This is a genomic window from Streptomyces sp. NPDC024555 (assembly GCF_055559335.1).
Window position 1 is genome coordinate 17660 of sequence record NZ_JBVHKV010000005.1, and the last position, 21930, is coordinate 39589.

Annotated in this window: 2 protein-coding genes; both read left to right on the forward strand. The window is 75.2% G+C overall.

The annotated features are described in order from the left end of the window. Window positions 1-133: 133 nt before the first annotated feature. A complete protein-coding gene (locus tag ACZ4FH_RS09775; protein WP_467303580.1) occupies window positions 134-14416 on the forward strand; it encodes an amino acid adenylation domain-containing protein in 14283 nt (4760 codons plus the stop codon). After that, window positions 14413-21927 (forward strand): amino acid adenylation domain-containing protein, encoded by a 7515-nt coding sequence (locus ACZ4FH_RS09780; RefSeq protein ID WP_467303581.1) that lies wholly within the window; start codon window positions 14413-14415, stop codon window positions 21925-21927. The genes ACZ4FH_RS09775 and ACZ4FH_RS09780 overlap by 4 nt, the downstream gene beginning before the upstream one ends. The last annotated feature ends 3 nt before the right edge of the window (window positions 21928-21930 follow it).

Consider the following 21930-nt stretch of genomic DNA (forward strand, 5'->3'; position numbering starts at 1 on the left):
CCGATGCCGGGGGCCGGTGACGTACTCCTCGTATTTACCCGACCGTTGTCGGTCATGAGTGCCGCACCGGCACGGCCGGCTTCGTCCTGCCCTCTTCGTCCCCCGCAAGCTTTCCCGGAAGGTGTGTCCCGGCATGCGCGAAAACGGCTATGTATCCCCGGAATCCACTCCCGAAGAGTTCTTCGGGACGACCGCAGCACAGCAGGGCGTCTGGTACGGGCAACTCGTCGACCCCGACAGCCCGAAATACAACATCGGTGAATGCTTCGAGATCCGGGGCGACTTGGACGAGGTGCTATTCGCCGCCGCCGTCGACCGGGCCTGCGAGCTGTGCGACAGCATAAACCTGGAGTTCGTCACGGAGGGCGACACCCTCCTGCAGCGCGTCGTCCGCGAGCCGGGCGCCCGCCGGCTCCGGATCGTGGACGTGTCCGGGGCCGCCGACCCCGCCGCCGAGGTCGAGCGCTACCTGGCGACGGACATGGCCACGCCGGACACCCCGCACCGCCCCCGCCACCACCTGGCCCTGCTCCGCGCCGGTGCCGGGCTGTCCTACTGGTACGTCCGCTTCCACCACATAGCCGTCGACGGCCTCGGTGGCGCCGTCTTCACCCGCGTCGTGGCCGACCTCTACGGACGCGCGGTGCGGGGCGAGGACCTCGCCGGGATCACGCTGCCCGCAGCGCCCCTGCGCGAACTCGTCGCCGACGAGACGGCCTACCGCGAATCCGGCCGCCACGAGGCCGACCGCGCCTACTGGACCGCCAGGTTCGCGGAGCAGGCCCCCGACACCACCGGGGACGACGGCACGCACAGCGGCCGGACCCTCATCCGCCGCCGCACCGACCTCCCCGCACCGGCGGACCAGGCACCGGCCACCTCCGGCATACGGCTCCACACCGGCGAGTCCCTGTCCGCCGAGGTCTTCGAGGGCCTGCGCCGGCTCGCCGCCGCCCACCGCACCACGTGGAGCGCCGTCCTGGTCGCCGCGGTCGCCGCGTACACCGCCCGGGTCACCGGCACCCGCGAGGTCACCGTGGGCCTCGCCTCCAACGGCCGGCACGGCGGGCTGCGGCACATCGTCGGCATGACCGCCAACATCCTGCCGCTGCGCCTGACGCCCACCGACGCCATGTCCGTCGGCGACCTCGTCCGCGAGGCCGCGGCCGAGATGCGCGGGGCCCTGCGCCATCGGCGCTTCTCCCGCGAACAACTCGCCCGCGAACTGAACCCGGGCGACGACGCTGCCCGCCTCACCGGCATCGTCGTCAACATCATGGGCTACGACTACGACCGGGACTTCGCCGGAATCCCCGCGCCCTCCCGGGTGCTGTCGGTCGGCCCGGTGGACGACGTGTCGCTCTTCGTCTCCGAACGGGCCGAAGGCAAGGGGCCGTTGATCGGGTTCGACGCCCGCCCCGACCTCTACCACCCCGAGGACGTGCGGCTGCACGAGCAGGCCGTCGTGTCCTTCGTCTCCGCCCTGGCGGCCGCCGACCCCGGCCTGCCCCTGGGCGACCTGCCGCTCGTGGACGAAGCCACCGGCACCGCCCTGCGCGCCCAGGGACTCGGCACCGCCCTGCCCGAGCCGGCCGTCGCGCGAACCCTGCCGGAGGCGTTCCGGGACCAGGTGCGCCGGACCCCGGACGCCCCCGCCGTCGAGGACGGGGCGCACACCCTCTCCTACCGGCAACTCGACCGGGTGACCGCTGACCTGGCGGGCGCGCTGACCGGCTGGGGCATCGGTGCCGAGGACGGCGTCGGGGTGCTCCTGGGGCGCTCGGCCGCGGTCCCGGCCGCCACCCTCGCGACCGTCGCCGCAGGCGCCGCCTACGTCCCGATGGACGCGGCCTGGCCCGCCGAACGGCTCGGCCGGGTCGCCGGGTCGGCCCGCGTGCGCGCCCTGATCGCCGACGAGTGGACCGCCCGCGAACCCTGGGTCCGGGAGGCCGCTGCCCGTCTGCCGCTCCTCGTCGTGGACCGCTGCGGCCGGGTGCTCGACGGAGCGCCGGAACGGCCCGGAGCGCTGCCCCGGATCAGCAGACCCGACCGGCTCGCGTACGTCATGTTCACCTCCGGCTCCACCGGACTGCCCAAAGGCGTCGGCGTCACCCACGCCGACGTGCTGGCCCTCGCCGCCGACAGCGCCTGGACCGACGGGGTGTCCGGCGCGGTCCTCATGCACTCCGCGTACGTCTTCGACGCCTCCACCTTCGAGCTCTGGGTGCCGCTCCTGAACGGCGGCCGGGTGGTCGTCGCCCCCGGCGGCGTCCTGGAGGGGCGCACCGTCCGGGAGGCGGTCGAACGGCACGGCGTCACCGCGCTGTTCCTCACGACCGCCCTGTTCAACGTGATGGCCGAGGCGGACCCCGCGGTCTTCGCGGGACTGCGCCTGGTCGCCGCCGGGGGCGAGGCCGCGACCCCCGGCCTCATGCAGCGCGTGGCCGCCGCCTCACCGCGCACGAGCGTCCTGCACGTGTACGGCCCCACCGAGGCCACCTCCTTCGCCACCCGGCACCCCGTCACCGCCGGAACGCCCGGTGCGCCGCCCATCGGCCGCCCGCTGGACGGGATGGGCCTGTACGTCCTCGACGGCGCCCTGAACCTGGTGCCGCCCGGCGTGGTGGGGGAGCTCTACGTGAGCGGGCACGGCGTCGCCCGCGGCTACCAGGGCCGCGCCGCGCTCACCGCCACCCGCTTCGTCGCCGACCCGTACGGCCCGCCCGGCAGCCGGATGTACCGCACCGGCGACCTCGCGCGCTGGACCGGCGCGGGCGACATCGAGTACGTCGGGCGCGCCGACGGCCAGGTCAAGCTGCGCGGCTTCCGCATCGAACCGGCCGAGACCGAGCACGCCCTGCTCACCGACCCGGACGTGCGTGGCGCCTGCGTCGTCGTCCGCGAGGACACGCCCGGCGACCCCAGGCTCGTCGCCTACGTGGTGCCCGCGCCCGGAGCCCGAGCGGACACCGCCGCGCTGGCCCGCCGGGTCGGGCGCACGCTGCCCGCGTACATGGTGCCGTCCGCCTTCGTCGTCCTCGACGCCCTGCCCCTCAACCCCAACGGCAAGGTCGACCGCCGCGCCCTGCCCGCGCCCCGGACCGCCACCGGCACCGGACGGGCGCCGCGCACCGCGTACGAGGAGGTACTCGCCGGGCTGTTCGCGGACGTGCTGGGCGTCCGCGCGGTCGGGGTGGACGACAGCTTCTTCGCCCTGGGCGGCCACTCGCTGCTCGCCACCCGCCTCACCGGCCGGGTCAGGGCCGCCCTCGGCGTCGAACTCGCCCTCGCCACCCTCTTCGACCACCCCACGGTCGCCTCCCTGGCCGCCGCCCTGGACACCGCGGGCGCCGCCCGGCCCGTCCTCGTACCGCAGCCCCGGCCCGAGGTGCTGCCGCTGTCCTTCGCGCAGCAGCGCCTCTGGTTCCTCAACCGGTCCGAGGCGCCCGGCGACACCTACAACGTCCCGCTCGTCCTGGAGCTCGACGGCCCCCTGGACGCCGAGGCGCTGCGCCGCGCCCTGGCCGATGTCGCCGTCCGGCACGAGAGCCTGCGCACCGTGTTCGCCGAGCACGACGGCGTCGCCCGCCAGCGGATCACCGACGCGGAGGCCGCCGCTTCGCTCGTCCCCCTCCACGTCGCACACCCCCCGGCGGACGGGGACGCCGACGCCTGGGAGGCGGAAACGGTACGCCGCCTGAGCACCGCCCCGTTCGACCTGAGCAGGGACCCCGCCGTCCGTGCCCACCTGCTCCGGCGCGGGCCCGCCCGGCACGTCCTGGTCCTCGTGCTGCACCACATCGTCGCCGACGGCTGGTCCCTCGCCCCGCTCTGCCGCGACCTCTCCGCCGCCTACCTGGCCAGGTCCCGGGGCGCGGGCGCCCCCGACTGGGCGCCGCTGCGCGTGCAGTACGCCGACTACACCCTCTGGCAGCGCCGACTGCTCGGCGACGACGGCGATCCGGACAGCCTCGCCGCCCGGCAGACCGCCTTCTGGCAGGAGGCGCTGCGCGGCGCCCCCGGCCTGCTCGACCTGCCCCTCGACCGGCCCCGCCCCGCCGTGCCCAGCCACCGGGGCGCGTCCGTCCCCTTCGACCTGCCCGCCCCGGCGCACACCGCGCTCGTCCGGCTCGCCCGTACCGCCGGGTGCACGCCGTTCATGGTGCTCCAGGCGGCCCTCGCCGTGACGCTCGGCGCCCACGGTGCGGGCAGCGACATCCCGCTGGGCACCGCGGTGGCCGGGCGCACCGACGAGGTGCTGGACGAACTGGTCGGCTTCTTCGTCAACACCGTCGTCCTGCGCACCGACCTCTCCGGCGAGCCGACGTTCCGTGAACTCCTCGACCGGGTCAAGCAGTCCGACATAGCAGCCTTCGGCCACAGCGACCTGCCCTTCGAACGGGTCGTGGAGGCCGTCAACCCGGAGCGGTCCGGCGACCACCACCCCCTCTTCCAGACGATGCTGGTCCTCCAGAACCAGGACCGGGCCGAGCCGAAGCTGCCCGGCATCACCGTCCGCGACCGGTCCCGGCACCACGGCGGCAGCAAGTTCGACCTCACCTTCTCGCTGACCGAGACCACCGGCGAGCCGGAGGCCGGGGAGGCCGCCGGGGGCATCGGCGGCTACCTGGAGTACGCCACCGACCTCTTCGACGCCGCCACCGCCCGCGCCCTCTGCGCCCGCTTCGCCCACGTCCTCACCCAGGCCGTCACCGAACCGGGCCGCCCCATCGGCGAACTGGACCCCCTGACCCCGGCCGAGCGGAACGACCTCCTCGCGCGGGGTCTCGGCGCACCCCGCCCCCTGCCGGTGCTCACCGCCCCCGCAGCGGTCCGGGAACAGGCCCTGCGTACGCCGGAAGCCGTCGCCGTGCGCGACGAGCGCACCCACCTCACCTACGCCGAGCTCGACGCCCGGGCCGACGCCCTCGCCCACGTGCTGCACGAGCGCGGTGCGGGCCGGGAGACCACGGTCGCCATCGCCGCGCCGCCCTCCGCGCACACCGTCGTAGCGATGCTGGCCGTGCTGCGGTCGGGCGCCGCGTACCTGCCGGTCGACCCCGCCTACCCGCACGCCCGCATCCGCCACATGCTGGACGACGCGCGCCCCGCCCTGGTCCTTACCGAGGGCGACGACGTGCCCACCGGCGACATCCCGCGACTCGCCCTCGACGCACCGCTCCAGCCGCCCGCGCACCCCGCCACGCAGCTCCCGTACACACCCCGCCCGGCGGATCCCGCGTACGTCATCTACACCTCCGGGTCCACCGGCCGCCCCAAGGGAGTGGTCGTCACCCACGGTGCCCTGGCGAACCACATGGCCTGGCTGGCGGGACACCTGACGGTCACGCCGCGGGACCGGGTGCTCGCGAGGACGTCCACCAGTTTCGACGCCTCCGTGTGGGAGGTCTGGATGCCCCTCATGCACGGCGCCGAGGTGTGCGTGCTGCCGTCCGGAGCCAACACGGAGCCGGACACGCTGGTCTCCTGGATGAGCCGGTTCGGTGTCACCGTCGCCCAGTTCGTGCCCTCGCATCTCGCCCTCGTCCTCTCCGAGGCGGCCGACGCCGCGCCCCTGCCGGGCCTGCGCGCCGTCCTGTGCGGCGGAGAGCCCCTGCCGCGCGCCCTCGCCGAGGAGACGGCCGCGCTGTGGCGTACGGAGGTGCACAACCTCTACGGGCCCACCGAGGCCACCATCGACGCGACCGTCCACCGCGTCCCCGACACCCCGGACACGCCGTACGAGACAGTGCCGATCGGCAGGCCCGTCGACACCATGCGCGCCTACGTCCTGGACCACCGGCTGCGGCCCGTGCCGCCCGGCGTCACCGGTGAGCTCTACCTGTCGGGCCCCAACCTCGCCCGCGGCTACCTGAACCGGCCCGGGCCGACCGCCACCCGCTTCGTCGCCGACCCCTTCGACCCGGACGGCGCCCGCATGTACCGCACCGGCGACCTGGTCCGGTGGAACGCGGCCGGGCTCCTCGACTACGTGTCCCGCGCCGACGACCAGGTCAAGCTGCGCGGCTTCCGCATCGAACCCGGCGAGATCGAGGCCGCTCTGCTCACCCACCCCGGTGTCACCGCCGCATGCGCGGTGATCCGGGAGGACGTGCCGGGGGAGCGCAGGCTCGTCGCCTACGCCGTCACCACGGACCGGGGGCCGCGCCCGGCCGTCCTGCGCGACGCCCTCGCGCAGGCGCTGCCGCACTACATGGTGCCCGCCGCGGTCGTCGTCCTGGACGACCTGCCGCTCCTGCCCAACGGCAAGACGGACCGGCGCGCCCTGCCCCGGCCCGAGGAGGAGGCCGCGCCCACCGCCGAGGGCTCCGGCGCGCCGAACCCCCGCGAGGACCTGCTCGCCGGGATCTTCGCCGATGTGCTGGGCCGCCCCGGTGTCGGCCCGCACGACAGCTTCTTCGACCTCGGCGGGCACTCGCTCCTCGCGATGCGCGTCGTCAGCCGGGTCCGCACGGTCCTCGGCGCCGACCTCGCCGTGCGCACCCTGTTCGAGCACCCGACCGCCGCCGGACTCGCCCGGGCCCTGGACACCCGGGGGCGGTCCCGCCCGCCGGTCCGCCCCGTGGCAGAGCGGCCGGACCCGCTGCCCCTGTCGTACGCGCAGCAGCGGCTCTGGTTCCTGAACCGGCTCGACGGGCTCAACTCCTCGTACCACATCCCGCTGGTGCTCGACATCGACGGACCGCTGGAGACCGACGCCCTGCGCGGCGCCCTGCTGGACCTCGTGGAGCGGCACGAGGCGCTGCGCACCGTCTTCCCCGAACGCGACGGCGTGCCGCACCAGTTGGTGATGCCCGCCGAGGTCGTCGCGCCCCGGCTGCCCGTCGAGAGCACGGCACCGGCCTGGCTGGAGGCGGCCGTCACCGACGCCGTGGGCGCGCCGTTCGACGTGGCCGCCGAGCCGCCGCTGCGGGCCAGGCTGCTGCGCACCGCGCCCGGCCACCACGTCCTCGTGCTGGTCCTGCACCACATCGCGGGCGACGGCTGGTCGCTCGCCCCGCTCGCCCGCCACCTGGGCGACGCCTACCGGGCCCGCCTCGCCGGGCGGCGACCCGAGGCCGGCGACGGGATCCAGTACGCCGACTACACCCTGTGGCAGCAGGCCGTCCTGGGCGACCCGGACGCCCCGGGAAGCGTGCTGCGCCAGCAGCTGGACCACTGGCACACCGCGCTCGCCGGACTGCCCGGGCTCATCGACCTGCCGCTCGACCGCCCGCGCCCGGTCATCACCGACCCCTCGGGCGACGTCCACACCTTCGACGTACCACCCGGGCTGCACGCCGGACTCCTGCGCGTGGCCAGGGAGTCCGGCACCACGCTGTTCATGGTGCTCCAGGCGGCCGTCGCCACGCTGCTGCACCGGCACGGCGCGGGCGACGACATCCCGCTCGGCACGCCCGTCGCGGGCCGCACGGACGAGGCCCTGGAGGACCTGGTCGGGTTCTTCGTCAACACCCTCGTCCTGCGCACCGATCTGTCCGGCGCCCCCACCTTCGGTGAACTCCTGCGGAGGGTGAGGGAGTTCGACCTGGCCGCATACGCCCACCAGGACGTGCCGTTCGAGCGGCTGGTCGAGAGCCTCAACCCGGTCCGGGCCCGCAACCACCACCCCCTGTTCCAGACCATGCTGGTCCTGCAGAACCAGGACGCCGTACGTCCCGAGCTGCCGGGGCTCGATGTCGAGGGCCGGCTCGTCCACAACGGCCTGAGCAAATTCGACCTCACCTTCGCCTTCGGTGAGGAGCGGGGCGGGGGCGGACTCACCGCCGGGATCGAGTACGCGACCGCCCTCTTCGACCACGTCACCGTCGAGGCCCTGGCGGCGCGCCTGCTCCGGCTGCTGGAACAGGTGGTGGCCGACCCCGCCCGGCCCCTCGCGGACTACGACCTGCTGACACCGGACGAGCGCGCCCGCACCACCGGATGGGGCACCGGCCGCGAACTGCCCGCCCCCGCACCGGACACCACTCTGCCCGCGCTCTTCGCCGCACAGGCGGGCCGCACCCCGGACGCCGTGGCCGTGACCGGCGACGGCACCACGCTCACGTACACCGCACTCGACACCGTCTCCGCCGAACTGGCCCGTGCCCTCGCCGCTCTCGGAGCGGGCCCCGAGACCGGCGTCGGCGTGCTGCTGTCCCGGTCACCGGCCGTCGTCTCCGCGTCCCTCGGCGCGGTGCGGGCCGCCGCCGCGTACGTGCCGATGGACGCGCGCTGGCCCAGGGAACGGCTCGACCAGGTCGCCGAGGTGGCGGGCGTGCGGGTCCTCGTCGTGGACGAGCCCGCCGCCGCGTCCGCCTGGGTGATCGAGACCGCCCGCCGCATCCCGGTCCTCGTCGTGGACCGGAACGGCCGCGTCCTGCGCGGCGCGCCCCCGGCACCCGGCAGGACCGTCCCCGTACCGGGCCCGGACTCGCTCGCGTACGTCATGTTCACCTCCGGCTCGACCGGGCTGCCCAAGGGCGTCGCGGTCAGCCACGCCGACGTGGCGGCGCTCGCCGACGACTCCGCCTGGCACGACGGCGCGACCGACGCGGTCCTCATGCACTCGGCGTACGTCTTCGACGCGTCCACCTTCGAGATGTGGGCGCCACTCCTGCGCGGCGGCACGGTCGTCGTCGCACCGGAAGGCGTCCTGGAGGCCGGGACACTGCGCCGAGCCGTCCGCGAACAGGGCGTGACCGCTGTCTTCCTGACGACCGCCCTGCTCAACGTCCTCGCGGACACCGACCCCGGCGCCTTCGCCGGACTCCGCCTCGTCTGCGCGGGCGGCGAACTCGCCTCGCCCGACGCCATGCAGCGCGTCGCGGGCGCCGCGCCCGATGTCCGCGTCCTGCACGTGTACGGCCCCACCGAGACCACCACCTTCGCCACCCGCTACGACGTGGCCGCCGACCTGCCGGCGGGCCCGCCGCCCATCGGCCGGCCCCTGGACGGCATGCGGCTGTACGTGCTCGACGGCTCATTGGGCCCGGTCCCGGCGGGAGTCACGGGCGAGCTGTACCTCGCCGGGCGTGGCGTCGCCCGGGGCTACACCGGCCTGCCCGCCCTGACCGCCACCCGGTTCGTCGCCGACCCCTTCGACCCGGACGGCGGGCGCATGTACCGCACGGGCGACCTCGTGAAGTGGACCCCGGACGGGCAGATCGCCTACGTCTCCCGCGCCGACAGCCAGGTCAAGCTGCGCGGCTACCGCATCGAACCCGGCGAGATCGAGTCCGTGCTCGCCTGCTGCGACGGGGTCGCCGACGCCTTCACCTTCGTACGCGAGGACGTCCCGGGCGACCGGAGGCTCGTCGCGTACGTGGTGCCCGCCGGGGCTCTCCGGCCCGATCCGGCCGACCTCACCGAAGCCGTCGGCCGGTCCCTGCCCGCCTACATGGTGCCCTCCGCGTTCGTCCTGGTGAATGCGCTGCCGCTGACCGTCAACGGCAAGGTGGACCGGCGCGCCCTGCCCGCGCCCGAACAGCACGCCGCGGCCCGCGGGCGCGCCGCCCGCACCGCGCGCGAGGAGATCGTCTGCGGTCTCGTCGCCGATGTCCTCGGCCTCCCGGCCGTGGGCGCCGACGACGACTTCTTCGCGCTGGGCGGCCACTCCCTGCTCGCCACCCGGCTCGTCGCCCGCATCCGGGCCGCGCTCGCCGTCGAGGTCCAGGTCAAGGCGGTCTTCGAGCACCCCACACCCGCCGCGCTCGCCGCCGCCCTCGACGAAGCCGGAGCCGCCGCCCCGCCGCTGGTGCGCAGGCCGCACCGGCCGGACCCGCTGCCGCTGTCCTTCGCGCAGCAGCGCCTGTGGTTCCTCAACCGGTTCGAGGGCCCCAGCCCCACCTACAACGTGCCGCTGGTGCTGCGTCTGGAAGGACCGCTCGACGCCCCGGCCCTGGAACGCGCCCTCATGGACGTCGTGGAGCGGCACGAGAGCCTGCGCACCGTCTTCCCCGAGACCGGCGGGGTCCCGCGCCAGCTCGTCCTCGCCGCCGACCACGCCGACCTGGACCTGGCCCCCCGGGAGATCCGCCCGGACGGCCTGGACGAGGCGCTGGCCGCCGAGGTGGCGCACGCCTTCGACGTCACCGCCGACCTCCCCGTACGGGCCCGGCTGCTCAGCCTCGGCGCCGAGACCCATGTGCTCGTCCTCCTCGTCCACCACAGCGCGGGCGACGGCTGGTCGCTGGCCCCACTCGCCCGTGACCTCGGCGACGCCTACCGCCGCCGCAGCCGGGGCGAGGAGCCCGGCCGCCGCGAACTCCCCGTCCAGTACGCCGACTACACCCTCTGGCAGCGCTCCCTCCTCGGCGACGAGAACGACGCGGACAGCAGGGCCGCCCGCCAGCTGGACTTCTGGCGCACCGCGCTGGACGGCAGCCCCGGACTGCTCGCCCTGCCCCTGGACCGGCCGCGCCCCGCCGTCCTCACCTACCGGGGCGACGCCTTCACGTTCCCCGTGGACGCGGACACGCACCGGGCGCTCGTCGAGCTGGCCCGCGCCCAGGGATGCAGCCTGTTCATGGTGCTGCAGGCGGCCCTGTCCGTCCTGCTCTCGCGGCACGGCGCCGGGGAGGACATCCCCCTCGGCACCGCCGTCGCCGGACGCACCGACGAAGCCCTGGACGATCTGGTGGGCTTCTTCGTCAACACCCTCGTCCTGCGCACCGACCTGACCGGCGACCCCACCTTCACCGAAGTCCTGGAGCGGGTCCGGGCGTTCGACCTGGCCGCCTACGCCCACCAGGACCTGCCGTTCGAACGGCTGGTGGACGTCCTCGCCCCGGCCCGGGCGCAGGACCATCACCCGCTCTTCCAGACCATGATCGTCCTCCAGAACCAGGCGGACACCGCGCTCGTCCTGGACGGCCTCGCCGTGACCGAGCAGCCCGTGCGGACCGGGATCAGCAAGTTCGACCTCACCTTCACCTTCACGGAGACCCGCGACCCCGCGGGCCGGCCCACCGGGCTCGACGGCAACCTGGAGTTCTCCACCGACCTCTTCGACCCCGCCACCGCGCGCGCCCTTGCCGCGCGACTGACCCGGCTGCTCGCCTCGCTCGCCGCCGACCCCGGCGGGCGTGTCCGCACCGCCGCGTTCCTGGACGCGGCCGAACGCGCCGAGCTGGACCGGGCCGCCCCGGGTCCGGTCCGCCCGGTCCGCGCCCGTACCGCCCCCGAGGCGTTCCGTGCCCAGGCCGCCCGGACCCCCGGGCGGATCGCGGTCCGGGCCGGTGCCCAGCAGCTCACCTTCGCCGAGCTGGACGCCCGCTCCGACGACCTGGCCCACCACCTCCACGACCGGGGCGTCGGCCGCGGTGACCTCGTCGCCCTCGCTGCCGAAGGCACCGCCGACCGGGTCGTCGCGATGCTCGCCGTCGCCAAGGCCGGAGCAGCCTGCCTGCCCGTCGACCTGGACTACCCCGAGGCCCGCGTCACGCACATGCTCGACGACGCCCGACCGGCCCTGTTCCTGGTCCACGACCCGGCGCGGGCCGCCCGGTACGCCTCCGTGCCCCGCCTCGCGCTCGGCGACCGGCCCGCCCGGCCGGGCGGACGCGGGGCGCCGCCCGCTGCCGCCGCGCCGGGCGCCGACGACGCCGCGTACGTCATCTACACCTCCGGCTCCACCGGCCGGCCCAAGGGCGTCGTCGTCACCCATGGCGCGCTCACCAACCACATGGCCTGGATGGCAGGCCACTTCGGCCTCACCGACGACGACCGCGTCCTCGCCCGCACCTCGCCCAGCTTCGACGCCTCGGTGTGGGAGACCTGGCTGCCCCTGCTGCACGGCGGCGCCACCTGCCCCGTACCGGCCGCGCTCAACCACGATCCGGCCGGGCTGCTGGCCCGGATGCATGACGAGGGCGTCACCCTCGCCCAGTTCGTCCCCTCCCACCTCGCACTCCTGCTCACCGAGACCGGGACCGAGGCGGCGCCCCCGGCGCTGCGGGCCGTCGCCTGCGGCGGCGAGCCCCTGACCCGCGCCCTGGCGGCCCGGGCAGCCAGGGCCTGGGGCACCGAGGTGCACAACCTCTACGGCCCGACCGAGACCACCATCGACGCCACCGCCCACCACGTCACCGCCCACGGAGAAGAAGGGGGCGTTCCGCTCGGCCGCCCGATCGACAACACCCGCGCCCACGTCCTGGACACCGCGCTCCAGCCCGTACCGACGGGTGTCACCGGCGAGCTGTACCTCGCCGGTGACGGCCTCGCCCGCGGCTACCTCGGCCGCCCCGGGCTCACCGCCGGCCGCTTCGTCGCCGACCCCTCCGGCCCGGCCGGCAGCCGCATGTACCGCACGGGCGACCTGGTCCGGCGCGACGCCGACGGACTCCTCCACTACGTCTCCCGCGCCGACGACCAGGTCAAGCTCAACGGCTTCCGCGTCGAACTCGGCGAGATCGAGGCCGCCCTCACCGCCGTTGACGGGATCACCGCCGCCTGCGCCCTCGTCCGCGAGGACCGGCCCGGCGAACGGCGCCTGGTCGCGTACACCGTGGGCGCCCGCCTCACCGACGGAGCACTGCGCACCCGGCTCACCGAGGCGCTGCCGCCGTACATGGTGCCCGCGGCCTTCGTGGCCCTGGACGCCCTGCCGCTCCTGCCGAACGGCAAGACAGACCGGGCCGCGCTTCCGGCGCCGGAGCGCCCGGACGGCTCCCGGCCGGGCCGGGAGCCGCGCACCTCGTCCGAACGCGTCCTGTGCGAGGCGTTCGCCTCCGTCCTGCGCGCACCCGAAGTCCGCACCGACGACGACTTCTTCGCGCTCGGCGGCGACAGCATCCTGTCCATCCAGCTCGTCAGCCGCGTCCGGGAAGCCGGGCTCGCCGTCACCCCCCGCGACGTCTTCGTCCACCGCACCCCCGAGGCCATCGCGGCCGTTGCCGCACCGCTGGACGGCGCCACGGGCGAACCGGACGGCCACGGCACCGGCACCATGGAACCGACCCCCATCGCCGCCTGGTTCCTGGAACGCCCCGGCACCACCGACGGCTACAACCAGTCCGGCGTGCTGAGCACCCCCGCCGGTGCCCGCGAGGACACCCTCGTCGCCGCGCTCCAGCTCCTCGCCGACCACCACGACATGCTCCGCCTGCGCGTCACCCGCACCGCCGGGGGCGACCCCGTACTCGAAGCGCTGCCGCCCGGCGCCGTCACCGCCCGGCGCCGCTTCACCCGTATCGACATCGCCGGGCTAGACGCCGAGGCGGCCCGGGCCGCGCTCACCGAAGCGGGCGAACGGGCCCGCGGACGCCTGCGGCCCTCCGCCGGTGCCGTCTTCGAGGCCGTCTGGGGCGACGCCGGACCCGGGGCGCGCGGCCGGCTGCTCCTCGTCGTGCACCACCTGTCCGTCGACGCCGTCTCCTGGCGCATCCTGGCCGACGACCTCGCCCACGCCTGGCAGGTGGCCACCGGCACCGCATCCGCGCTGCCCGCCCCCACCACCTCGTACCGGCGCTGGTCCCAGCTCCTCGCCGAACAGGCCCGCACACCCGACCGCACCGGCGAACTGCCCCTGTGGGAGGAAGCGCTGAGGACCGCGGACCCCCAGCTCGGCCACCGGCCGCTCGACCCCTTCCTGGACACCGCCGACGGCACCCGCACCCTCACCACCGACCTGCCCGCCACCTGGGCGAAGCCCCTCCTCACCAGCGTCCCCGGCGCCTTCCACGCCGGAGTCGACGACATCCTGCTCACCGCGCTCGCCCTCGCCGTCAACACCTGGCGGTCCCGCCAGGACACCGCGGTCCTGCTCGACCTGGAGAGCCACGGCCGGGAACAGATCGCCGACCACATCGACCTGTCCCGCACGCTCGGCTGGTTCACCAGCCTCTACCCCGTCCGGGTCGACCCCGGCCCCCTGGACGCCCGCGACCCGGCACGCTTCGGGCCCTCGCTCCTTGAGCGTGCAGTGAAGCGCGTCAAGGAACAGCTGCGCGCCGTCCCCGACCACGGCGTCGGCCACGGCATGCTGCGCCACCTCAACCCGGCCACCGGCCCCCGCCTGGCCGCGCCCGCACCCCAGATCGGCTTCAACTATCTGGGACGGTACGCGGCCCCGGGCCAGGCGGCGGACGGCGACTGGGAGGTCCTGCTCGACGCCGGAGGACCCCGCAGCCAGGACCCCGGCATGCCCGTGCACCACGTCCTCGACATCAACGCGCACACCGAGGACCTCCCCGAAGGACCCCGTCTGGTGGCCCGCTGGACCTGGCCCAGTGACCTGCTGAAGGAGGAGGACGTGGGCGCACTCGCCGAGGCGTTCAACCGCGCCCTGCGCGCCGTCGCGGAACACGCCGAACAGCCCGGAGCAGGCGGCTACACGCCGTCCGACCTTCCCCTGGTCTCGCTCAACCAGGCCCAGATCGACCGACTGCAGAACAAGTGGGGTGGACGCAAATGAACGGGTTCCAACTGGAGGACGTACTCCCCCTGACGCCGCTGCAGGCCGGGATGTACTTCCACGCCCTGTACGACTCGCACGCCGTGGACGTCTACACCGCGCAGTTCGTCTTCGACCTCGAAGGGCCCGTCGACGTCCCCACCCTGCGCGCCGCCGTCGCCGGCCTGCTCCGCCGCCACGCCAACCTGCGCGTCGGCTTCCTCCACGAGGACCTGGACGAACCCGTGCAGGCGGTCGCGGCCGAGGTCCCCGTACCCCTGGAGGAACTGGACCTGACCGGTGCCGACGAGGTGCCGGACCGGCTCACCGCCTTCCTCGCCGCCGACCGCACCCGCCGCTTCGACCTGGCCACCCCGCCGCTGCTGCGGTTCACTCTGGTGCGGACCGCGCCGGAGCGCCACCGTCTCGTCATGACCAGCCATCACATCCTGTTCGACGGCTGGTCGCTGCCCCTGCTCGTACGGGAGCTCTTCGAGCTGTACGCGGCCGGCGGCGACGACAGCGCCCTGCCGCGGGTCACCCCGTACCGCGCCTACCTCGTCTGGCTCTCCCAGCAGGATCGTGCCGCCGCCCTCGACACCTGGTCCGCCGCGCTCGCCGGCATCGAGGCGCCGACCCTTCTCGCGGAGAGGGAAGGCCCCGACGGCGCGGCCGAACTGCCCGAGACGCTCGTCCTCGACCTGGACGCCGCCGTGACGACCCGGCTGCGCGAGACGGCCCGCGCCCACCGCCTCACCCTCAACACCCTGGTCCAGGGCGCCTGGGGCCTGCTGCTCGGCCACCTCACCGGGCGGTCCGACGTGGTGTTCGGCACCACCGTGTCCGGGCGCCCGCCGGAGCTGCCCGGCGTCGAGTCCATGGTCGGCCTGTTCATCAACACCGTGCCCGTGCGCACCGAGCCCGCGCCCGGGGAGATCCTGGCGGAGTACCTGACCCGGCTCCAGGGCGAGCAGGGCCGGCTTCTCGGCAGCCAGCACGTGGGCCTCAGCGACATCCGGGGCGTCACCGGCCTGGACGAACTCTTCGACACCCTCGTCGTGTTCGAGAACTACCCGATGGACGCCGAGGCCCTGCGCACCGCCCAGCGCGGACTGCCCGGCCTCGCCGTCACCGGTTTCAGCGGCACCGACGCCGCCCACTACCCGCTCACCCTCACCGTCGCTCCCGGCGACACCCTGAGGATCACCTTCGGCTACCGGGCCGCCGTGCTCGACCGCCAGGAGGTGGCCGAGACCGTCTCGCGCATGCGGCAACTGCTGACCGCCATGGCCCAGGACCTCGGCCGCCGCGCCGACACCGCGCCCTTCCTCCTCGACGGCGAACGCGAGGAGCTGATCGCCCGGGGGACCGGAGCCGCCCTGCCCGACGGCACCACGGCCCTGAGCGTCCCGGAGGCCGTCGCCGAGCGGGCGGCCCGCCACCCGGACGCGGTGGCCGTCTCCGGCGCAGGCGAACAGCTGACGTACGCACAGCTCACCGGGGCCGCGGACCGGCTCGCCGCCGCCCTGACCGGGCTCGGGACCGGAGCCGAGGACGGCGTCGGCATCCTCCTCGCCCGCTCGGCCGCCACCGTCACCGCCTCCCTGGCCACCCTGCGCGCGGGCGGGGCCTATGTGCCGCTCGACCCCCGCTGGCCGACCGAACGGCTCAACCGGGTCACCGACGTCGTCCCCCTGCGCGTCCTCGTCGTGGACGAGACGACCGCCACGCTGCCCTGGGTCCGCCGGCTCGGCCCGGACACCGCCCTGCTGACCGTCGACGGCGCCGGCCGCGTCCTCACCGGCGGCCCCGCCACGCCCGGCCCCCTCCCCGCCGCACCGGGCGGCGACCGGCTCGCGTACGTCATGTTCACCTCCGGGTCCACCGGACTGCCCAAGGGCGTCGGCGTCAGCCATGGCGACATCGCCGCGCTGGCCGCCCACCACGGCTGGGACGACGCCGCCGACGCCGTCCTGCTGCACTCCGCGTACGTCTTCGACGCCTCGACCTTCGAGCTCTGGGTCCCGCTCCTGCGCGGCGGACGCGTCGTCGTCGCCCCGGACGGCCCGCTCCAGCCCGACATCCTGCGGGACCTGGTGACCCGGCACGGCGTCACGGCCGCCTTCCTGACGACGGCCCTCTTCAACGTGCTGGCCGAGACCGACCCCGGCTCCCTCGGACGACTGCGCCTGGTCGCCGCCGGCGGCGAGGCCGCCGCGCCCGGGGCCATGCAGCGCGTCGCCGCCGCCCACCCCGGCACGACCGTCCTGCACGTGTACGGACCCACCGAGACCACCACCTTCGCCACCGCCCACCACGTCGGCCCCGACCACACCCCCGGCGGCGCCCCGCCCATCGGCCACCCGCTCGACGGCATGCGCGCCTACGTCCTGGACGCCGCCCTGAGCCCCGTGCCGCCCGGCGCCGAGGGCGAGCTGTACCTCGCGGGACCCGGCGTCGCGCGCGGCTACCTCGGCCGGGCCGCCCTCACCGCGACCCGCTTCGTCGCAGACCCCTTCGCGGGAGACGGGGCCCGCATGTACCGCACCGGCGACCTGGTGCGCCAGGACGCCGACGGCACCGTGCGCTATGTGGCCCGGGCCGACCGGCAGATCAAGCTGCGCGGCCACCGCATCGAACCCGCCGAGATCGAAACGGTCCTGCGCGACCACCCCGCGGTACGCGCCGCCTGCGTCCTGGTACGGGAGGACCTGCCCGGCGACCGCACCCTCACCGGTTACGTCGTCCTCGCCCCCGGCGAGACACCCGACTCCGGACTGCTCGCCGCCCACGTCGGCCGGCTGCTGCCCGCGTACATGGTCCCGGCCGTCATCCAGCCGCTGGACGCCCTGCCCCTGACCCCCAACGGCAAGATCGACCGGGCCGCCCTGCCCGCGCCCACCGTGCCGCGCACGGCGGCGGGGCGGGCGCCGCGCAGCGCCATGGAGGAGATCCTGGCCGGGCTGTTCGCCGATGTGCTCGGCGTGGACCGGGTCGGCACCGACGACAGCTTCTTCGCGCTGGGCGGCCACTCCCTGCTCGCCACCCGTCTCGTCGGCCGCATCCGCACCGCCCTGCACACCGAGACCGACATCCGCACGCTGTTCGAGCACCCCACCGTCGCCGCGCTCGCCACCGCTGTGGAAGGCGCGGAGGGCGGCACCCGCCCCGCGCTGGTCCCGCAGCCGCGCCCGGCCGAACTCCCGCTCTCGTACGCCCAGCAGCGGCTTTGGTTCCTGCACCGGCTCGACGGACCCTCCGCCACGTACAACATCCCGCTCGCCGTACGCATCGACGGTCCGCTCGACCCCGACGCGCTGTGCACCGCCGTCGCCGACGTCATCGCACGGCACGCCGCCCTGCGCACCGTCTTCCCCGAGGGCGAGGACGGGCCCTGCCAGCACATCACCCCACCCGGCGACGTCGTCATCCCGTTCGCCATGGAGAGCGTCGACGAGGCGAAGCTGCGCCATCGCGTCGCGGCCGCCACCGCGGAGGTCATCGACATCGAACGCAGCCTGCCCCTGCGCGCGACCCTCCTCCGCCTGGCGCCCGACGCCCACGTCCTGGTGCTCGTCGTCCACCACATAGCCGCCGACGGCACCTCCCTGCCGCCCCTCGCCCACGACCTGGGCCTCGCCTACCGCGCCCGCGCACGGGGCGAGGCGCCCAACTGGGCCCCGCTGCCCGTCGACTACGCGGACCACACCCTCTGGCAGCGCGACCTGCTCGGCGACGAGAAGGACCCCGACAGCCTCGTCCGCCGCCAGCTCTCCCACTGGCGGCACGCGCTGGAGGGGCTGCCCGAGGCGATCGAGCTGCCCTGGGACCGGCCGCGCCCCGCCACGTCCCGGCACACCGGCGCCACGCTCGGCTTCTCGGTGGACCGGGCCACCACCCGCCACATCACGGAGCTCGCCCGCAGCTGCGGTTCCAGCGCCTTCATGGTGCTCCAGGCCGCCCTGGCGACCGTCCTGTCCCGGCACGGCGGCGGCGAGGACATCCCCCTGGGCACGGCCGTCGCGGGTCGCACCGACGAGGCGGCGAACGGCCTCGTCGGCTTCTTCGTCAACACGCTCGTCCTGCGCACCGACCTCTCGGGCGACCCCACGTTCCGCGAACTCCTCGCCCGCGTACGCGCATTCGACCTCGCCGCCTACGCCCACCAGGACGTGCCCTTCGAGCGGCTGGTCGAACTCCTCAACCCCGCACGCGCCCAGAGCCACCACCCGCTCTTCCAGACCATGCTGGTCCTCCAGAACCAGGCGGCCGCCGCCATCGACCTGCCCGGCCTCACCGTCACCGCAGTGCCCGCCGAGGCGGAAGTGAGCAAGTTCGACCTGTCGTTCGCGCTCACCGAGACCTACGACGACACCGGCGCCCTGGACGGGATGCGGGGCACCGTCGACTACGCCACCGAACTCTTCGACGCGCCCACCGTCCAGGGCCTCACCGACCGGCTCGTCCGGCTCCTCGGCGCCGTCACCGCGGACCCGGACCGCCCCCTGCACGCGTACGACCTGCTCACCCCCGCCGAGCACAGCCGCCTCACCGCTCTCGGCACCGGGCCGGCCGACGACCTGCCCGCCACGACGGTTCCCGCGCTCTTCGACGCGTGGGTCCGGCGCGATCCCGCCGCCCCGGCCGTCCGCGACGCGCACACCACCCTCACCTACGGCGAACTCGACTCCCGGGCAAACGCGTTGGCCCGGCACCTCACCGAGCGCGGCGTGGGCCCCGAGGACCGGGTGGCTGTCGCGCTGCCCCGGACGTCCGAGCTCGTCGTGGCCCTGCTCGCCGTCCTCAAGGCAGGCGCCACCTACGTGCCGCTGGACCCGGACTACCCGGCCCGGCGCCTGGCGTACATGCTCGACGACGCACGCCCCCGCCTGCTCCTCACCACCCCGGAACTCCACCGCCGCCTTCCCGAGCACCCGGTGCCGCACCTCTTCACCGACGACCTCGGCGAGAGCGGCGCGACCCCCGGGCCCGTCCGCATCGACCCGGCCAACCCGGCGTACGTCATCTACACCTCCGGCTCCACCGGCCGCCCCAAGGGCGTCGTCGTCACGCACCGGGGGGTGCGCGCCATGGCCAGGACCCAGAGCGAGCGGCTGCGCGTCGGCCCCGGCAGCCGGGTGCTGCACATGGCGTCCGTCAGCTTCGACGCCGCGTTCTGGGAGCTGTGCATGGGGCTGCTCAACGGCGCCTGCCTGGAGATCGACACCCGCGATGCCCTGCTGCCGGGCCCGGCCCTCGCCGGCCTGGTCCGCGACCGGGGCGTCACCCACCTCACCATCCCGCCCGCCGCCCTCGCCGTGATGCCCCCGGACTCCTTGCCCACCGGCCTCACCATGGTCCTCGCCGGAGAGGCGTGCCCGCCCGCTCTCGTGCACGCCTGGGCCCGCGACCGCTTCCTCGTCAACGCCTACGGTCCGACGGAGACCACCGTCTGCGCCACCATGAGCGCCTTCCAGCACGCGGAGGGGCCCCTCGCCCCCGACCGCACCGTTCCCATCGGCGCCCCCGTCGACGGCACCCGCGTCCATGTCCTGGACGACCGGCTGACCCCCGTGCCGCCCGGAGTCACCGGCGAACTGTACGTCGCGGGCGAGGGCGTCGCACGCGGCTACCACGGCCGCGCCGCCCTCACCGCCACCCGCTTCGTCGCCGACCCCTTCGACAGCGCCGGCGGCCGGATGTACCGCACCGGGGACCTGGTCCGATGGACGCCCGACGGCCGCCTCCTCTACGTCTCCCGCGTGGACGACCAGGTCAAGCTGCGCGGCTTCCGCATCGAACTCGGCGAGATCGAGGCGGCGCTCGCCTCGCACCCCGGGATCGCCGCGGCCTGTGTCACCGTCCGCGAGGACCGCCCCGGCGACCGGCGCCTCGTCGCCTACACCGTGCCCGCCGCCACCGGCGAGCCCGGCACCGGCTGGGCCGAACTGCGCGCCCACCTCGCCGCCACCCTGCCCGAACACATGGTGCCCGCCGCCCACGTCCGGCTCGACGCCTTCCCCGTGACGCCCAACGGCAAGACCGACCGGCGCGCGCTGCCCGCCCCGGAGAGCGCGGCCCCGGCCGGCGGGCGGGCTCCGCGCACCGCCCGTGAACGCGCCCTGTGCGAGGTGTTCGCACAGACCCTCGGCCTGCCCGAGGTCGGGGTCACCGACGACTTCTTCGCGCTGGGCGGCCACTCCCTGCTCGCCGTCACCCTGGCCCGCCGGATCGGGGAGAGCTGCGGGGTGCGGCCCTCCCTGCGCGCCCTGTTCGCGACGCCCACCGTCGAGGGCGTCGACCGGCTGCTCGGCGGGGCTCCGGGGGAGGAGGAGCGTGAGGAGGCGGCGGCCCCGGACTTCGCCGCCGAGGTGCGGCTCGCGCCGGACATCACCGGTGAGCGCCGGGCCCGCCGGCCCGTCCACCCCTCCGCGCGCCCCCTGCTCACCGGGGCCTCCGGTTTCCTCGGCGCGTTCCTGCTGCGCGACCTCATCGAGGCCACGGACGGCCCGGTCGACTGCCTCGTCCGGGCCGCGAGCCCCGACAGCGCGGCCCAGCGGCTCCGCGCCAACCTGGAGCACTACGGCCTGTGGCAGTCCCGGTACGCCGACTTGATCCACCCCGTCCCCTGCGATCTCGCGGCCCCCGGCCTCGGCCTCGACCCCGGGGTTCGGGACGCCCTCGCCCGGCGGCTGGGCCCCGTCCTGCACAACGGGGCACGCGTCAACTTCGCCGCTCCGTACGGTGATCTGCGCGCGCCCAACGTGGGCGGCACGGAGGAACTGCTGCGCCTCCTCGCGGACTCCGGCTCGCCCGGCCTGCACTACGTCTCCACCACCGGTGTGTACGCCCCGTCGCGCGGGACGGACCCCGCACCGCTCACCGAGTCGTCCCCGACCGGCCCGGCGGCCGGTCTGCCCGACGGGTACGCGCAGAGCAAATGGGTCGCCGAGCAGTTGGTCGGGCTCGCCCGCGAGCGCGGCCTCCCGGTGACCGTCCACCGCCCGGGCCGCATCAGCGGCGACACCGCCACCGGCGCCTGCCAGGACCGCGATCTGCTCTGGCAGCTCATCAAGGGCTGCCTCCAGGCCGGAGCGGTGCCCGACCTCGCGCACGGCACGACCGACTGGGTGCCGGTGGACTACGTCAGCGCCGCCGTGGTGGCCCTCAGCACCGCCGAAGGGCCCGGGGCACCGGCGTACCACTACACCAACCCGGACGCGCCGGGCCTGGACCGCGTTTTTGAGGTGGCGGCCCGCCTCGGGTACGAGCTGCGCCCCGTGACGCCCGAGGAGTGGCGGGCCTGTGTGGCGGAACACCCGGACAACGCGGCGCAGTTGTTCCTCGGCGACGACGGGGCCGGTGAGGACGAGGCGGACCACCGTCGCTTCGACTCCGGCCGCACCGCCCGGGCGGCCGAGGGGGCGGGCGTGCGCCAACAGCCCCTCACCAAGGAGGTTCTGACGAGATATCTGACGTACTTCCAGGTCACGGGCTTCCTGCCGGCCCCCGGAGCGCGTCCGGGAGCGTAAACG